Here is a 17,086-nt window from a genome sequence, read left to right as displayed (position 1 = left end):
GAAGGGATTAGTCGGCCTTCTGCGCCTCGATCGAAATATTGACCTCGACCTCGTCACCCACGAATGGAGCGAATTGGCCCAAATCAAAATCGCTGCGCACCAGCGTTGTGGTGGCGTCAAATCCGGCCCATGGCTTGCCCGCCATCGGGTGCTCACCCACCTGGTTAAGCTTGGCATCCAGAACCACGGATTTGGTGACACCATTCATGGTCAGATCACCGGTGATGTTGGCTGTGTTTTCGCCAGTGACCTCAATACCAGTTGAAGTGAAGGTCACCAGATCACCTTCGGCTGCGCCAAAGAAATCTTCGGTCATGAAGTGATCTTCGCGCGGTTTCCAACCGGTGATCATCTCAACGACCGGCATCGAAACAGTCACGCTCGATGCTGCCGGGTCTTCCTGATCAAACATGATTTCGCCCTCAAAGCCCGAAAACATGCCCGTGGTGGTCGAAAAGCCAAGGTGGTTATAGCTGAAGATGACCTGGCTGTGGCTGGGGTCCAGAACGTATTTCTCGGCGCTGGCAAACGCCGAGGTCGCTGATACGGCCAAAGCAGCAGCAAGAAGGGTGGATTTCATGACAATCTCCGCAAATTTGTGAATGCAAACCGAATGGGTTGCTCGATAACAAAAATGTGCTGCCCAAGGGCAGCACACAAGTTTTTTTGATTCACAACTTCTGTTCCTTTTTGAACAGAATAAAAGTCAGGCGAAAATTGTTACGTTTTGGCTGAGTTGACCTTTGAGCGCTGAGCCAACATCCGCCGATTCCAGTGGCAGCTTCATCAGCAGGCTTCCGTCTACATCGTACAGTTCGACCTGGTCGTCAGCGAAACGCGCGCCACCCAGCGAGTCGTAGCTGCGGCGCAATACCGTTTGCGGCCGACCGTTTTCGTTTTTCTGAAGAATGCGAACCTCGCGGCGGATTGGGTCAAAGTAGGCGTCTGGGCGCGCATCCATCACCTCGATGGTCAGCAGGCTGACGCCAACAATCAAGAACATCAGCGAAGCGACTAACTTGATAGGCCAAACCTCGGCCCCCATAACCGAACCCGGCATCAACCACATCGAAAAGGCCGACACAATCAGAAAGACACCAACGGCACGCAGAAGAAACATCCGAGCCCGCCAATTCGGCGCAAACGTAATCAGCACGGGGACGGATTTATCAAATACCGCGGCAGGTGCCGATTGTTCAAAAGTGTTTGTGTTCATGACGGCCATTGTCTTGCCCTGTCTATGTTTTCCAATCTACCGGGTTCTCCCGGCTTCATGAACAACCTCGGGGCGAAAAGCGTCAGGAATTGGGCGCACCAGTGGAAATAGGGCGACTTCACAAAGGCATATGTGGCAGGGCTTGCCCCGCCCGCTCAAACGTGTATACGGGGCCATCCTTCGCAGGAGTTATGAATCGCGCAGCCTCTCGTGGCAGGGTCGCGAAGGACCATATGGCCCCGCCTTTGAAATGCGCCTTGATATAAACAGGAGTGCACATGCCACTGTATGAGCATGTAATGATCGCGCGTCAGGATTTGTCCAACGCGCAGGCAGAAAGCCTTGTCGAACATTTCGGCACCGTTCTGGCGGACAACGGCGGCAACGTCGTCGAAAGCGAGTACTGGGGCGTCAAGACGATGGCTTACAAGATCAACAAAAACCGCAAAGGCCACTATGCCTTTCTGAAGACCGACGCCCCCTCGGGCGCGGTTCAGGAAATGGAACGCCTGATGCGGCTGCATGACGACGTTATGCGCGTTCTGACAATCAAGGTCGACGAGCATGCCGAGGGCCCTTCGGTCCAGATGCAGAAGCGCGATGAGCGCGAAGGCCGCCGCGAGCGCCGCTGATCAACGCCTGACGAAAGGACATAAACCATGGCCGCAAAACCATTTTTCCGCCGCCGCAAGGTCTGCCCGTTCTCGGGTGAGAACGCGCCGAAAATCGACTACAAAGACACTCGTCTGCTGCAGCGCTACATCTCTGAGCGTGGCAAGATCGTACCTTCGCGCATCACCGCCGTTTCGGCGAAAAAGCAGCGTGAACTGGCCCGTGCTATCAAGCGCGCCCGCTTCCTCGCCCTGCTGCCCTACGCCGTGAAGTAAGGAGAGACTGACATGCAAGTTATCCTTCTGGAACGCGTTGCGAAACTGGGTCAGATGGGCGACGTCGTTGACGTCAAGCCCGGCTACGCCCGCAACTTCCTGCTGCCCCAAGGCAAAGCGCTGAGCGCATCGAACGCCAACATCGCGTCGTTCGAAGCCCAGAAAGCGCAGCTTGAGGCACGCAACCTGGAAACTAAGAAAGAAGCTGAAGCGCTGGCTGAAAAGCTGGACGGTCAGCAGTTCATCGTGATTCGCTCGGCATCGGATGCCGGCGCTCTGTACGGTTCGGTCACCCCGCGTGACGCCGCAGACGCTGCAACCGAAGCTGGTTTCACCGTCGACAAGAAACAGATTGCCCTGATCGCTCCGATCAAGGAACTGGGTCTGCACTCGGTCGCAGTCAACCTGCACCCCGAGGTAGAAGTCGAGATCAAGATGAACGTCGCACGTTCGGAAGAAGAAGCCGAACTGCAGGCATCGGGCAAATCGATCCAGGAACTGGCTGCTGAAGAAGAAGCCGCTGCCGAATTCGAGATCGCCGAGCTGTTCGACGACATAGGCTCTGCCGCTTCGGAAGACGAAGATCTGGTTGCCGAAGAAGCTCCGGTCGAAGAAGACGAAGCAAAAGCCTGATCTGACTGCATATCCAATATCAAAGGGCCGCGCTTTTACGCGGCCCTTTTTCTTTTTGTTACATCGCAAGCAAAATTCGGCCCGATTGTTCGCCTGGCCTTGCAGACCGGCGAGGGTTTCATATCATCGCCATTCGCAATCAGGAGTATTTTGATGACCCCCCTCCTTCGTCGCCGCGTCTTAACCTTGTTGCTTATGGCACCGCTTGCAGCTTGTGGCAGTCCTGGCAGCTCGGGTTCCGGCGATACGTTCGATCCCCCCCTCTACCCCAATGAAACACCCGAGCTTCGCGCCTCGATCAATAAATGGGCTGACCACTACGAGCTCCCGCGGGAGTTGGTGCACAAGCTGGCGATCCGTGAAAGCACACATCGGCCGTGGGCGGTGAACCGCCCCTATTATGGGCTTCTGCAAATCCTCCCGGCCACTGCGCGATCAATGGGTTACACTGGAAATGCCAAAGGCCTGCTGGACGCCGATACCAATCTGGAGTTTGCCGGAAAATACCTGCGAGGCGCGTGGCTTTTGTCTGATGGAGATCAACAACGTGCCATCTTTCTTTATGCCAAAGGATATTGGCCCGAAGCAAAGGCCAGGGGCATGCTCGTCGAGACGGGTCTGGTTTCTGCCACAGAATAGGCATGTTTAATTCGCATTTCGATTGTAATGCACATACATAACCTTCGAAATGCCACGGCGAATCCCATGACCTACTGCACAACTCTGACGTTAAATCTTTTAAAGGTGCGTAATTGTGTGCCCGAAAGGCACATTTACCTATAAAAGGCAGACATTTCCCACATCTTCTTGTCTTGACAAGCGAAATGTGGTGTCTTGCTTGACGTCAGGGAAGACAGTATCATTTTCCTGGCCAAGGGGATCCGCCCGCTCACTCGGGTCTAACTGGTCGTTACCGTATGGATATTGTTGATCTCAGCACTCTTCCCGAACAGGATACTCGGTATGACGAGTTCCTGCGTCAGGTCTGTGACAAATATGAAATGGACCACGCAGCCTATGCGGGTATGAATCCTGCTGCAGGTACGATTCACGGCCATGTGACCTATGGGGACGACTGGAAAACCCACTATCAAGAGCAAGGCCTGCACCTGATCGATCCGACGCTGCACATGAGCCAGCGCAGTATCGCTCCGGTCGACTGGAGCCGTCTGGAACGCGGTAAAGATTTCCAGCGCGTTTTTCGCGATGCACATGATTTTGGCATTCCAGATCAAGGCATTACGATTCCGGTTCGCGGGCCGTACGGAGATATCGGCTTGCTTAGCGCAGTGCGCGAGTGCAGCCGGGATGAGTGGAAGAAACTGGTGCCCAACGTGATAAGTGACCTGCAATCATTGGCCGTACACATCCATGACAATGTCATGACATCAGATACGATCAGCCGAATGCTGTACCACCCGACCCTCTCCAGCCGAGAATTGGAGATTTTGCAATGGGCCGCAGCGGGTAAATCGCAACAAGATATCGGCGATATCCTGTCGATTTCGCACCGCACGGTTGAGGTGCACTTGCGCTCTTCACGCGAAAAGCTTAATGCACTGACGACTCCGCAGGCTGTCGGTCGGGCCATCGGAATCGGCTTAATCTACCCAGGATAAAGCCAAATTTTGCCGAAAATGGGCTAAAAAAAGCCAATATTACGGGAAACCCCCAATAGATTCGCTGTGGAAACCGGGTAACGTTTTATCCACAGACAGATCACTCGAAGGGGGTTAACATGATTTTGGTAGTTGATGGGCTGAACAGACATCTGTTCACCGAAGTTCTTGACGATATGTTCGAACTGCGCGCTCGGGTTTTTGGTGGACGACTTGGATGGGACGTCCACATCGAAGACGGCAAAGAAATCGATCAGTTCGATCACCTGGATCCTGCATACGTAATTGGTCTCGACGATGAGGGGAACGTCGTAGCCGCAGTACGTGCACTCCAGACCACCGGCCCGCACATGCTTTCAGATGTCTTCTCGGACATCTTGTGCGGCGAAGCGCCAATGCGCAGCGCGACCATGTGGGAATCCACCCGCTTCTGTGTCGATACGCAGCGACTGACCCGAGGAAAAGAGAAGAACTCGGTTTCTTATGCGACCTGTGAGCTGATGATCGGATCTCTGGAATACTGCCGTAGTGCGGGTATCCAGGACATCATCACCGTGATTGACCCGGTTATGAACCGCGTTCTCAAACGCTCGAACTGTGCGCCTTACGACTATGTGGGCGAAACCGTTCCGATGGGCAAGGTACCGGCCATGGCGGCGTTGCTGGATTGCACAGAAGAAAGGATTTCGGGCCTTCGCGAATTCGCAGACATTCACCACGATGTCTTTATCGAAGAAGAAAAGGCGTTAGAGTTCTTCGAGGCCAAAAAGGCCGCCAAACTCAGCCCCGCAAATCGCGACCACAAGCCGCTCACCGATCTTGAGAAATACTTTGTCGAACAGATGAGTGCGGCCAAGACGGAAGAAGAAAGGCAGGCAGTGCTGAAACTGATCGAAGCGCTGTCCGACACATTCACCCCAGAGCAGAAGACCGCTCTGTTACAGACCCCCCGTGCTTTTGCTCATGAGGCCTGACCCCCTCACCTCATAGTACAAAGCCACCCATGCGGAGCCGTCTAATTCGAGACGGCTCCGCTTTTTTTTGACCCCTAATGGGGGAAGGAAGAGGATTATTCCTCTTCCAGTGCCTCAACGGCTTTTTGCAGATCGTCCTTGCTGACTTCTTTGTCCGCAACCTGAGCCAGTTCGAAGACGTAGTCGACAACCTTGTCTTCAAAGATAGGCGCACGCAGCTGCTGCTGCATTTGGGCGTTCTGCTGCACAAATTCAAAGAACTGGCGCTCCTGGCCCGGGTACTGACGCGCCTGGTTCATGATCGCTTGTGTCATTTCCGAGTCGGTCACTTCAACCTCGGCCTTCTGGCCCAGTTCGGCAAGCAGCAGGCCCAGACGCACGCGGCGTTCGGCAAGCTTGTTATGCTCGTCGGTTGGTTCGATCGGATCGTGATCGTGACCTTCAACGTCAGGGTTTTCCTCGTGCCACAGCTGGTGTGCGATCTGCTTGGCTTCGGCTTCTACCAGTGACGGCGGCAGGTCGAACGAGACTTTCTCGTCCAGCACGTCCAACAAAGCGCGCTTCATAACTGCACGGGACGCACCAGCATATTCGGCTTCCAGTCGCTCGGCGATCTGTGCCTTCAACCCAGCCAGATCTTCGGCACCAAATTTCTTGGCCAACTCGTCGTCGACCTCAGCCGCGACCGGCTCTTTCACCTCTTTGATAGTGCAGGTGAAAACGGCGTCTTTGCCGGCCAGATGCTCAGCACCGTATTCTTCGGGGAAGGTGACGTTGACGTCTTTTTCTTCCTCGGCCTTCACACCAACCAACTGCTCTTCAAAGCCGGGGATGAAGCTGTTCGAGCCCAGAACCAGCGGGTAATCTTCAGCCGAACCGCCTTCGAACTCTTCGCCGTCAACCTTACCAACAAAGTCGAACACGATCTGGTCACCGTCTTTGGCTTTCGAACCTTTGCGACGCGCTTTGAAGTTCTGCGCGGTCTCAGCCAGGTTGTTCAGCGCTTCTTCCACGGCTGCGTCGTCCGCTTTGACAACCAGCTTCTCCAGTTCGACCGATTTCAGGTCAACTTCCGGAATCTCGGGCAGCGCTTCGTAGGACATCGCAACTTCTACGTCGTCGCCTTCTTTCCAGTCCTCGTTGGTCATCTTGACCTCGGGCTGCAAAGCAGGACGTTCGCCGCTGTCCTCAAAGTGCTTGTTCATCGCACCGTCGATGGTTTCTTGCATCGCTTCGCCAAGCAGGCGCTGGCCGAACTGCTTCTTCAGCAGAGCCATCGGCACCTTGCCTTTGCGGAAACCCTTCATTTCAACCTCGGGCTGCGCTTCGGTCAGTTTCTCGTTGACCTTGTCGTCCAGCTCGGCTGCGGTCACAACGATGTTGTAGCCGCGCTTCAGACCTTCGTTCAGCGTCTCGGTAACCTGCATTTTGGTAGTCCCCATAGGATTCGGGGCGCGCAAAACGGGCGCGCCGGGCAAATTTGACGCCTTCTATTTGCACAGCCGCCTGCGTGCAAGAGGCAAAGGCCCTTTCAGGCTGGTTTTACCCCTATTACAGACGAAAAAACGCCCCGGCACAGGCCGGAGCGTTCGATCATCGAAAGCTGAGAAATCAGAACCTCCAGCGGGCCCCCAGCACCCACGCCTCGTTGTTGTCGAACGAAGCGCCATCTTCGAAATCGTGATTGCGGTATTTCAGATATGCATCTGTATTGATGCTGTCGATACGCTGAACAACAGCGATGCCCCAAGCATCGGTGCTGGAACCGTCATTTACGAAGTCCGAGCCCGAGTAATAGTCGATCCCGATACCGGTTTTACCCCAGGATACCCACTGATCCTCATAGGCAATCTTGCCGTAGAAGTAGTTCGGGTCAGACGCACCATCCGCGTCATCGTCCCGCGTACCGGCGGCTACGGTGAAGCTCAGGCCGTTTTGCAGCATAACCGAGGCCGACCCGATCGTATCCTTGCGGTCCCCCGATCCATCGTCAGCCGAACGCACCGAGTATGCAACCGCCGCTGCAAATTCAACCCCGCCGCCGAAGGTGTTGTCATAGCGAAGGCCGATATCGTAATAGTCATCGTCATCGCTGCTGGACAGAATGTTCTGACCATAGGCGATGCCGGCCTTAAAACCGCTGAACTCCGGCGTGTCATACCGAACGCGGCCACGGCGCGCACCGTCAAAGTTGCTGCTGGAATCGCCAACGGTGATGTCGCTCAGAAAACCGTCAGTACCGCGATAGAAGAACCCGCCATTTTCATCGTTGGTAAAGGAATACAGCGCGGTTCCGACGTAAGACAGATCCACTTCGGCAGCGCCATCGGCCACCATGCTGCCCTGACCGGCCGAGAATTTACCCCAGTCACCGGCAAGTGCGAAATCCACGTGACGGATATCTTCACGCGTCCAGCCGCTGAAATCTGTGCCCAGCTGGTTCCACTCGCTCGAGCTCGGCAGACCAAGCCCGGTTTCAAAACGGAAGGTGAAATCGTTGTTGCCGAAGGGCTGCAACAGTTCCAAACCGACGCGGCTGTTTGACAGGTCATTGTCCAGAACGCGCGTTTCGGTCTCTTCACCGTCGTCAACCGAGATTAAGGCCGGGTGCAACTGACCATAAAGCAGGACATAACCGCCCGTGTTGTTTTCGTATTTCAGTTCGGCGGCGGCGGGGATTGCCGTTGTTGCGACAAGCGCCGCTGCTATCGAAGTCAGCTTAAAATTCACTGTCATGTCATTCACCATAGATGGGTCAGTTTTTTTGATATTGCCGATATGCGCACCTGGATTAACGGTTCCAATGATTGCTAAAGCTTATTAGCCCGGCATTGCATTTCTGCCACAGGCGGAGGCGGGGACCTTCAGGGAAAGCGTTTTATAATCAATATTTTGACCTAGTTCGAAAGCAGCACCCAGCTAACCTGCAAGACAATTCTTGCGCTGCGTGTTGCAGCTTGCAAACACCCGTTATGCGCACAGGTAAATCATAAGGCGAAACATTGCCGCTTTGACCCGCGATCGGCCAATATTTGCCTATGACCCATTGATTTCAAGCCGTGCGAATACCGCTGGCACTTGTTCCGGCAGATCTTCAGCAATCAACCCCGGCCCAAATTGCCTGGCGCATTCCACATGTAACCAAGCTGCGGTCTTGGCTGCAGCCATCGGGTTGAAGCTCCGCGCCAGTAGTCCCGTTATGAACCCGGCAAGCACATCGCCCGACCCTGCTGTCGCCAGCCAGGGCGCCGCCCGGTCAAACAGCGCCGCATTGATCACACATTGCCCATCCGGTGCAGCAATCACCGTGTCAGGGCCCTTGTATAGTACCACACAGCCAGCCTGCTTGGCCGCCTCACGCACGGCATCCACTTTGGAATAAGCCGGCCCTCTGCCCGGCTTGATCGAGAGCTTTTCGGAGATCTCCGGGAACAATCGCGCAAACTCGCCCCCGTGCGGTGTCAGAACACATCTGTCATGGAGCATGTCCAACAGCACCTCTGGCGCATCAGCAAACGCCGTCAAAGCATCCGCGTCCAGCACTGCTGGACGCCCCGAGGCCAGCACCGCAGGAACCAGCTCCTGCGCACGCGCCAGCCCCAAACCAGGACCGAGGCATAGTGCATTCAACCGCGCATCCATCAGGACTTCCAACAGATCATCGCCGCTCTGGACCCGCTGCAGCATCAGCGCAGTGATGTGACTGGCAACCTCCATCTGAGCCGAGGGTGGAACACCCAGCGTCACCAATCCGGCCCCGATGCGTAATGCACCACGTGCCGCCAGCCTTGCTGCGCCGGTTGCCCCCGCACCTCCGCTAATAATCAAGGCATGCCCATGCGCATATTTGTGTAAGGCAGTTGCCTTCGAAAAATCAGCATCCGGGGCGGTCACCAGTTTGACCGCACCCTGAACTCCCTCCTCCAAACCAATGTCCTTGACGACCAATCGGCCACTTCTGACCGGCCCCAGCCCCAGATAATGCCCCAGCTTTGCAGTATGAAACGATACCGTGAGCCTGGCCTGAACCGTCGCGGTCCCCGGGACCAGCTCACGCCCACTATCGGAACACAGGCCAGACGGCATATCAACGGATACTGTCTTTTCGGCGATGGCTGGATCCGAGGCAGTCATTTCTGCCCATTTTAGAACATCACCCTCAAGCGGTCGCTGTAAGCCCGTCCCGAATAACGCATCGACATAAAGGTCAGCCCCTTGATGCGCGGCAAACACTTCGGAAAATGGGTGAACCTCCCCCAATTCGCCCCACCTGTCATGATTCACACGCGCATCTGGTGGCAGCTTCGCCGGATCACCAAGAAGAAATGCCGCCACCTCCCAGCCGCGCTCCCGCAGCAAGCGTGCAACAACAAATCCATCCCCCCCGTTATTTCCTGGCCCGCAAAGAATTACCGCACGCAGCGGATCCTCTTCATCTGGCCCCAAATACCTCGGGGGTGCGGGGGCTGGCCCCCGCTGCAGCTCTAGCCATTCTTCAAATACGGCTTGAAGAACACCGCGCCCCGCCCGCTCCATCAGCTCCAGCCCGCTCACGTCGCCGGACTCAATCGCGGACTTTTCGATCGTCCGCATCTGTGCCGCTGTCAGCAACTCTGCCATATTGCGCCCTCACGCGATTCAATTCTGATTACATTTTGTGCACATCGATCAAAATTTAACCCGTTGCACGATTTCGCAGCACCACAAGGCGACCAAATTCGCAGTTCCATTGCCGCCCGATCTTAGACGTGATCATTGCCATCGAGACAACCATACAAGGTGAGCCGGAATGAAAAAGATCGAAGCGATCATCAAGCCGTTCAAACTGGACGAAGTGAAAGAGGCGCTGCAAGACGTGGGAGTCCAGGGCCTCAGCGTGGTCGAGGTGAAAGGCTTTGGTCGCCAGAAAGGTCACACCGAACTTTATCGCGGCGCAGAATATGTTGTCGACTTTCTACCCAAGGTAAAGGTCGAGGTCGTGCTGGATGATGATCAGGTTGACGCAGCGATCGAAGCCATCGTTAGCGCCGCAAAGACCGACAAGATCGGGGACGGAAAAATCTTTGTCTCACCTATCGAACAAGCCATTCGTATCCGCACCGGCGAAACCGGTTCGGAAGCCCTGTAACACAGCAATCTTCAAATCAGAGGAACAAATAGTATGAGCAAGGACGCAGTTCTTCAGCTGATCCGTGATGAAGACGCCGAATACGTCGACATCCGCTTTACCGACCCGCGTGGCAAACTTCAGCACGTCACCATCATGTCTGATCAGGTCGATGAGGACTTCCTGGAAGAGGGCTTTATGTTCGACGGTTCGTCCATCGCGGGCTGGAAGTCGATTGAAGCTTCCGACATGAAACTGATGCCCGACACCGACAGCGCCTATGTCGATCCGTTCTATGCGGAAAAGACCATCTGCCTGCACTGCTCGGTTGTGGAGCCTGACACTGGTGAAGCCTATGAACGTGACCCGCGAGGCACCGCTCAGAAAGCCGAAGCGTACCTGAAGGCTTCCGGTATTGGTGATGTGGCCTACATGGGTCCTGAGGCCGAATTTTTCCTCTTTGATGACGTTCGTTTCTCGAACAGTATCAACAAGGTATCCTACGAAGTTGATGCTACTGATGCATCGTGGAACACCGACACCGAATACGAGATGGGCAACATGGGCCATCGTCCGGGCGTCAAAGGTGGTTACTTCCCCGTAAACCCCGTTGACGAAGCGCAGGACCTGCGCTCGGAAATGCTGTCGACAATGAAGCGTCTGGGCATGAAGGTCGACAAGCACCACCACGAGGTTGCATCCTGTCAGCACGAACTGGGCCTGATCTTCGACAGCCTGACCAAGCAGGCCGATGAGCTGCAGAAATACAAGTACGTGATCCACAACGTTGCACATGCCTATGGCAAATCGGCGACCTTCATGCCGAAGCCAATCGCAGGTGACAACGGCACCGGCATGCACGTGAACATGTCGATCTGGAAAGACGGCAAGCCGCTGTTCGCGGGCGACAAATACGCCGACCTGTCTGATGAGGCGCTGTACTTTATCGGCGGCATCCTGAAACACGCCAAAACGCTGAACGCCTTCACCAACCCGGCAACCAACAGCTACAAGCGTCTGATCCCAGGGTTCGAAGCCCCCGTCTTGCGCGCCTATTCGGCCCGCAACCGTTCAGGCTGCGTGCGTATTCCGTGGACCGAAAGCCCGAAAGCCAAGCGCGTCGAGGCCCGCTTCCCCGATCCGGCCGCAAACCCTTATCTGGCGTTCGCCGCGCTGCTGATGGCCGGTCTGGACGGCATCAAGAACAAGATCGATCCGGGCGAAGCCATGGACAAGAACCTGTACGATCTTCCTGCCGAAGAACTGGCCGACATCCCGACCGTCTGCGGCAGCCTGCGCGAAGCTCTGGAAGCGCTGGCATCTGATCACGACTTCCTGCTGCAAGGCGACGTGTTCACCAAAGACCAGATCGACGGCTACATCGCGCTGAAGATGGAAGAGGTAGAAACCTACGAGCACACACCTCACCCGGTTGAGTACGGCATGTACTACAGCTGCTGATTAAGAATTTTCGACGAAAATTCTCAGGGGGCGCCCATCGGGCGCCCCTTTTTCTGTATCTCTGCGAGATTTGACGGATCGATGATGATCTTTCAAAATTTGAGCTCAACATCAGGCGGAGAGAGCACATGCCCGCAAGCGACGAACCCTTTTCTGAGTATTCAGGACTTGTAACCTCGGAGAAAGATCTGGAACGCATTTGCGGGCAACCCTTGCCGCAGATCATTGCAAAGGAATTGCCTGCACTTGATGAGATGTGTCGAGACTTCATCGGCATGTCCTCGTTCTGCCTGATCGCTTCGGCCAATCCCGATGGGCATCTCGATATTTCGCCTCGTGGCGATCCTGCGGGGTTTGTGCAGGTGCTCTCGAACTCGATGATTGCGATCCCGGACCGGCCCGGGAACAAGCGCGTGGATACGTTTCATAATGTGCTGAAAGATCAGCGCGTCAGCGTGATATTCTTTGTCCCCGGAAAATTGGAAACTCTGCGCCTGCGGGGATCCGCGAGAATTAGCGCAGATCCCGAACTTCTTTCAAACATGGCCGTTGGTGGACGCGTGCCCAAGCTGGCCCTGTTGATCCATGTCGAAACCGTCTTTGCGCACTGTCCCAAATGCATCATTCGATCAAACCTGTGGCAACCCGATGAATGGCCGGACTCATCCAGTCTGCCAAATATGAACGCGATGATGGTCAAACATGCCAAGATCGACAAAACCCCGGATGAATGGTTCGAATCCCTGAAAGGCACAGACGAGCTTGATCTCTATTAAACCACTTTGCGGTAGGTCGAACTCGGCTTAGGCTGAGCATGGTTTTTTTTGCACTCGGATTTCCTCTATGCCTCGTCTTCGCCTTTACGCTGCACTCGCGTTCCTTCTGCCCTCAGTGGCACTGTCCGCCCCTTGTGGGAATACCAGCAGCGGGTTTGAGGCCTGGAAAGCCGACTTTGCCAAAACCGCCAAACGAGCGGGTGTGAAAAAGAAGGGTCTGCAAGCGCTCGCACAAACGCAATATGCAACACGTACGATTGCCGCGGATCGCAATCAGAAGAGCTTTAAATACTCATTAGACAAATTCATGCAGGTGCGCGGGGCAAACACCATCGTTGCGCAAGGGCGCAAGCGCAAAGCTCGCAATCCGCAGTTTTACGCCGCGCTCGAGCGTCAATATGGCGTACCGGCGGGTGTGCTAATTGCCATTCACGGCATGGAAACCGGCTTTGGAGGTTTCATGGGAGATAGTCAGGTTGTTTCCGCAATCACGACATTAGCCTATGATTGTCGCCGATCCGAATTCTTCATCCCGCACGCTATCGGCGCCTTAAAACTGGTTGACCAAGGTACCCTTACGATGGCGACAAAAGGGGCAAAACATGGCGAGCTGGGGCATACACAGTTCCTGCCCGGCAACGCCCTGACCTATGGTGTGGACGCCACCGGTGACGGTCGGGTCGATTTTTATAACATGACCGACGCGCTCGCCTCGACCGCGAATTTTCTACGTAAGAAAGGGTGGAAGCCCGGTCGCGGCTATCAACCCGGAGAGCCGAATTTTGCGGTCATACAGCAATGGAATGCGGCCTCGGTCTACCAGCAATCCATTGCAATCATGGCGGCGCGAATCGACAACTAGGGCGGTCATAGGCTTGACGTCAGAGCACCTGAATTCGGCCACATTGTTGCCACATAGATTTAAGGAAACCCCGATTTTCTTGGTTTCCAAAGCGTAATCAATCTTGGAATATTTCGACTTTTTTCCATTTTGGTCAAAATTTGCGCCATTTCGCCTGTTAATTTGTTGTGAAGATTATGACAGCAAAGGAACATGCTGTGACTGCAAAGCATAGTTACCACGGTGGGCTCCAGTTTGACGGGTCGGCAGATGGCGCGCTTGAGCGTATGTGCGAGGTCGTCTCGACGACGCTGGGTGACTATGGCCATCTGGTCGAGCGCAAGACGCTTCTTAGCGCATCGGAGGCCAGTATCGTCAGCAGCCAATATCTCGTGCGTCTGACATTGGACTCGGAACCAACCCAAGTAGATCACAATCACCATGAGCGGATGGATCGAACCGCTGGTCTCAAAACTATGCCGCGTGCTGCGGTTACGCTGCCGGGAAACCGGCTGACGATCTTGATTTGTCCGGTGTCAAAACTGCTCGATGACAGTGAAATATCCGAGTTGATGCTTGTGGTGATCCTGTACCGAATGGTCGACATCTGCACGACCCGTCGTGTCGAATGGTTGTCGCCCAAAACGGTTCTGACCATCGAACAATTCATGAGTGCCTTTGATTCAATTGCACCGCGCAACGCCCGGAACCGAAAGCAGATATTCGAAGCAGTCAGCGGCCCATTTGCGGGGCTCGATCTGCCCGATCCTGATGCGGAAGATACACAGACCAAACACGCCAAGCCGCGTCCGATCAAGCTAAGTGACGACCAACTGCTCAGTATCGCCTTCCGGACCGAGGCTGATGCTCCCCTGCCCGCCGGCAACATTCACCAGTCCGAGGACGAAACGGAACGCCCAAGCGATATTCTGCGACTGACCAGCTGGGGCATGACTGGTGCTGTGGCAAGCATATCGACACCGATTGCCATATCCCTGGCAGCAGTCAATCTGATCCGGGGTGAGGATTTCCGCCTCAACACTCAGGTTCTGGCTTTTACCACAGCGATTTTTGGTCTGAACGCTACGAATGCTTTTGCCGAGGTCGCCAGCGCGATTGGCATGTAATCAAATTACCCAAGACCCTCCTTGGAGGCCCCGCCGTGAGGCGGGGTTTTCCATTTTAAGGACCTGATCAGCGGCCATTACATAAGTGTGGATCGCGAACACCACTGCGTTTGTCTCAGGTAAACGCAAGAGAGTCTGACGTTCACTACGCAGATATCGGGCCGAATTTTCATCCCGCGGTGTGCGTCGCTGCATGAGACTACGCGGTTGGAACAATTCGGCATCATTGTACCAAAGCGCATTGAACCGCCAGAGTGGCCGGTTGGGCTGAATGCCGTCAAACAATCGTTGAACTCTGCGGGCAATATTGGCGTCGTAGGCATCAACCGGTTCATGGATCCCAATCAACGGGCGCATGAACTTTTCCGACAGCATCCAGCTTGCAGGAAAGCACAGGATCGCGCCAGTCAAAACATGCTCGTCATCGTGTTTCTGCAGAATGCAGAAATCCTCTTGCACCAAATGGCATAGCGTTTCCAACGGGCATTCCCGGTCAACCTCAACCCGTACACCGTCGGGCCGCACAACGTGATCGGAGACATTCGGATAAACTTGCTGAATGACCAGTTCCAGCAACTCCTGCGCGGGTGCCAACGCCTCGGGGCTTTGCGCCAAGACGTCCGGTTTTTGCTGCGCCAACAGCGCGGCGCGTCGTTGCATCTGGGCAGAAAACGCATCGTCGCGATGCAACCAGGCCCTGGGGTCCGCAGGCTTAATGCCAGGCAGCGGGTTTTGGGCGAGTGGATCATAGGGAATGGCTTGCTGTAGTATCACGGTCATAGTCGAGGCATAGCACCCTGCTCTGGCGCTGTCGGTCAAAAAGCGACCAGAAGACGGTCGCAAACCTAGAAGACGCAGCGCATCTGGATTTGCAGGTTGGTCAGGCAAGCAGAAAGGTCCAACCGTGAACACACCATATCGTGACACCCGTAAGATTGACCCGACCCGGGGCGCCACACTCGGGGACGGGACACCGAACGACAATGACAGGATCGAGATCGGACCGACACAGCTTGCCTTTGACGAATGGGCCGCTGCCGGGCTTAGCCTGCCCAATCTAGAACAGATGCGTAAATACCGCTGGAAACGCCTCACTCAGGCCATCGTGCAGCGCGATTGGGGCGGGATCCTGCTGTTTGACCCCCTGAATATCCGCTATGCGACTGACAGCACCAACATGCAGCTCTGGAATACCCATAACCCGTTCCGGGCCGTTTTGGTTTGCGCTGACGGGTATATGGTGATCTGGGACTACAAGAACTCTCCGTTCTTGTCGAAATTCAACCCGCTGGTGCGCGAGCAGCGCTCGGGCGCCGATCTGTTCTATTTCGACCGGGGCGACAAGATTGACGTTGCCGCAGATGTGTTCTCAAACGAGGTGCGCGCCCTGATCGAAGAACACGGCGGCGGCAACATGCGGCTGGGTGTCGACAAGATCATGCTGCACGGCCTGCGCGCGCTTGAGGCTCAGGGGTTCGAGGTGATGGAGGGCGAAGAGCTTACCGAGAAAACCCGTGCCATCAAAGGCCCAGACGAAATCCTCGCCATGCGCTGCGCCAGCCACGCCTGCGAGACCGCAGTGGCCGAAATGGAGCGCTTCGCACGTGTCAATGTCGGAGACGGGAAGACATCCGAGGATGACATTTGGGCAGTGCTACATGCTGAAAACATCCGGCGCGGTGGTGAATGGATCGAGACCCGCTTGCTTGCCTCGGGCCAGCGCACCAATCCCTGGTTTCAGGAATGCGGCCCGCGCATCACGCGGCAAAATGAAATCATCGCGTTCGATACCGACCTGATCGGGTCTTACGGCATTTGCGTCGACATCTCACGAACCTGGTGGATCGGCGATCAAAAACCGCGCCCCGACATGATCTATGCCATGCAGCACGCGCATGAGCATATCATGACCAATATGGAAATGCTGAAGCCCGGCGTCATGATCCCGGAACTAACTGCGAATGCCCATCGGCTGGATGACAAGTTTCAGGCACAGAAATACGGCTGCCTGATGCATGGAGTTGGATTGTGCGATGAATGGCCCTTGGTAGCCTATCCCGACAAGGCGGTCGAGGGATCCTATGATTATCCACTTGAACCCGGAATGGTGTTGTGCGTCGAAGCGGCAGTTGGCGAGGTTGGCGGCGATTTCTCGATCAAGCTGGAAGATCAGGTGCTGATCACCGAAGACGGCTATGAAAACCTCACGAAGTATCCGTTCGACGCACAGTTGATGGGGTCTGGCTAAGCGCTATCGCCTAGTTTGACCAGTGGGACCGTCTGACATTACCGTGCCAATCCTCAGGCGCTGTGAGAGTTGGCGTGTCCTCAGACGTATTCGTCAGCGGCCAGCTTTGTCCCAGTGCAAAACCAATTGCGCCAGTCACGAGAATTGCCAACAGAACTCCGGCGTGGAGTGTCGGGCTTAGCGGTGCAGATGTTGTA

At 55.3% G+C, this 17,086-nt stretch carries 18 protein-coding genes; 12 read left to right on the top strand and 6 right to left on the bottom strand.

Annotation, left to right across the window (positions count from 1 at the left end):
* Positions 1-7: 7 nt before the first annotated feature.
* Complete coding sequence (locus ACR0MP_RS03290) at positions 8-580, bottom strand: YceI family protein (protein WP_170646377.1); 573 nt, start codon at positions 578-580, stop codon at positions 8-10.
* A gap of 126 nt (positions 581-706) precedes the next feature.
* Entirely contained in the window at positions 707-1,225 is a 519-nt protein-coding gene (locus ACR0MP_RS03285) for a hypothetical protein (protein ID WP_170403156.1), read from the bottom strand.
* 269 nt (positions 1,226-1,494) lie between these two features.
* Here ACR0MP_RS03285 and rpsF point away from each other — a divergent pair, with 269 nt between their 5' ends.
* The 6 genes from rpsF (at position 1,495) to ACR0MP_RS03255 (ending at position 5,329) form a co-directional block, all read left to right on the top strand.
* Positions 1,495-1,848, top strand: coding sequence for a 30S ribosomal protein S6 (gene rpsF, locus ACR0MP_RS03280; protein WP_068332653.1), 354 nt, complete (start codon positions 1,495-1,497; stop codon positions 1,846-1,848).
* A gap of 27 nt (positions 1,849-1,875) precedes the next feature.
* Positions 1,876-2,103, top strand: coding sequence for a 30S ribosomal protein S18 (gene rpsR, locus ACR0MP_RS03275; protein WP_005608650.1), 228 nt, complete (start codon positions 1,876-1,878; stop codon positions 2,101-2,103).
* A 12-nt stretch (positions 2,104-2,115) separates the two neighbouring features.
* Positions 2,116-2,736, top strand: coding sequence for a 50S ribosomal protein L9 (gene rplI, locus ACR0MP_RS03270; RefSeq protein WP_170396450.1), 621 nt, complete (start codon positions 2,116-2,118; stop codon positions 2,734-2,736).
* Positions 2,737-2,889: 153 nt separating this feature from the next.
* Positions 2,890-3,375, top strand: coding sequence for a lytic transglycosylase domain-containing protein (locus tag ACR0MP_RS03265; RefSeq protein ID WP_170396448.1), 486 nt, complete (start codon positions 2,890-2,892; stop codon positions 3,373-3,375).
* Between the two features lie 278 nt (positions 3,376-3,653).
* Positions 3,654-4,355, top strand: a complete 702-nt coding sequence (locus ACR0MP_RS03260; protein WP_170396446.1) for an autoinducer binding domain-containing protein — start codon at positions 3,654-3,656, stop codon at positions 4,353-4,355.
* Between the two features lie 119 nt (positions 4,356-4,474).
* Entirely contained in the window at positions 4,475-5,329 is an 855-nt protein-coding gene (locus ACR0MP_RS03255; protein ID WP_170396444.1) for an acyl-homoserine-lactone synthase, read from the top strand.
* 95 nt (positions 5,330-5,424) lie between these two features.
* On the opposite strand, the gene tig is transcribed toward ACR0MP_RS03255, so the two are convergent.
* The 3 genes from tig to ACR0MP_RS03240 form a co-directional block, all read right to left on the bottom strand.
* A complete protein-coding gene (gene tig / locus ACR0MP_RS03250; protein WP_170396960.1) occupies positions 5,425-6,756 on the bottom strand; it encodes a trigger factor in 1,332 nt (443 codons plus the stop codon).
* Positions 6,757-6,940: 184 nt separating this feature from the next.
* A complete protein-coding gene (locus ACR0MP_RS03245; RefSeq protein WP_170403159.1) occupies positions 6,941-8,065 on the bottom strand; it encodes a porin in 1,125 nt (374 codons plus the stop codon).
* A gap of 300 nt (positions 8,066-8,365) precedes the next feature.
* Positions 8,366-9,949, bottom strand: coding sequence for an NAD(P)H-hydrate dehydratase (locus tag ACR0MP_RS03240; RefSeq protein ID WP_480885811.1), 1,584 nt, complete (start codon positions 9,947-9,949; stop codon positions 8,366-8,368).
* 169 nt (positions 9,950-10,118) lie between these two features.
* Here ACR0MP_RS03240 and ACR0MP_RS03235 point away from each other — a divergent pair, with 169 nt between their 5' ends.
* The 5 genes from ACR0MP_RS03235 (at position 10,119) to ACR0MP_RS03215 (ending at position 14,641) form a co-directional block, all read left to right on the top strand.
* Positions 10,119-10,457, top strand: a complete 339-nt coding sequence (locus tag ACR0MP_RS03235; RefSeq protein WP_170396438.1) for a P-II family nitrogen regulator — start codon at positions 10,119-10,121, stop codon at positions 10,455-10,457.
* Positions 10,458-10,490: 33 nt separating this feature from the next.
* Positions 10,491-11,897 carry a type I glutamate--ammonia ligase gene (gene glnA / locus ACR0MP_RS03230; protein WP_170396436.1) on the top strand — a complete coding sequence of 469 codons (1,407 nt, stop codon included), beginning with the start codon at positions 10,491-10,493 and terminating at the stop codon, positions 11,895-11,897.
* A gap of 128 nt (positions 11,898-12,025) precedes the next feature.
* The gene (locus ACR0MP_RS03225; protein ID WP_170403165.1) at positions 12,026-12,673 is read left to right on the top strand and encodes an MSMEG_1061 family FMN-dependent PPOX-type flavoprotein; all 648 of its coding nucleotides are present in this window, start codon (positions 12,026-12,028) and stop codon (positions 12,671-12,673) included.
* A gap of 67 nt (positions 12,674-12,740) precedes the next feature.
* Positions 12,741-13,535 carry a lytic murein transglycosylase gene (locus tag ACR0MP_RS03220; RefSeq protein ID WP_170396432.1) on the top strand — a complete coding sequence of 265 codons (795 nt, stop codon included), beginning with the start codon at positions 12,741-12,743 and terminating at the stop codon, positions 13,533-13,535.
* Between the two features lie 197 nt (positions 13,536-13,732).
* Positions 13,733-14,641: a hypothetical protein gene (locus tag ACR0MP_RS03215; RefSeq protein ID WP_480885809.1), complete on the top strand. Its 909-nt coding sequence runs from the start codon at positions 13,733-13,735 to the stop codon at positions 14,639-14,641.
* Here the strand turns inward: ACR0MP_RS03215 and ACR0MP_RS03210 are convergent, their stop codons facing one another.
* Positions 14,642-15,421, bottom strand: coding sequence for a heme-dependent oxidative N-demethylase family protein (locus ACR0MP_RS03210; RefSeq protein ID WP_170403174.1), 780 nt, complete (start codon positions 15,419-15,421; stop codon positions 14,642-14,644).
* A gap of 124 nt (positions 15,422-15,545) precedes the next feature.
* On the opposite strand from ACR0MP_RS03210, the gene dddP reads away from it, so the two are divergent.
* Positions 15,546-16,889, top strand: a complete 1,344-nt coding sequence (gene dddP, locus ACR0MP_RS03205; protein ID WP_170422254.1) for a dimethylsulfonioproprionate lyase DddP — start codon at positions 15,546-15,548, stop codon at positions 16,887-16,889.
* The last annotated feature ends 197 nt before the right edge of the window (positions 16,890-17,086 follow it).

It is taken from the genome of Ruegeria sp. K3 (assembly GCF_056531845.1).
Note: the sequence above shows the minus strand (reverse complement) of the source record. Positions and strands in the feature narration are given on the sequence as shown.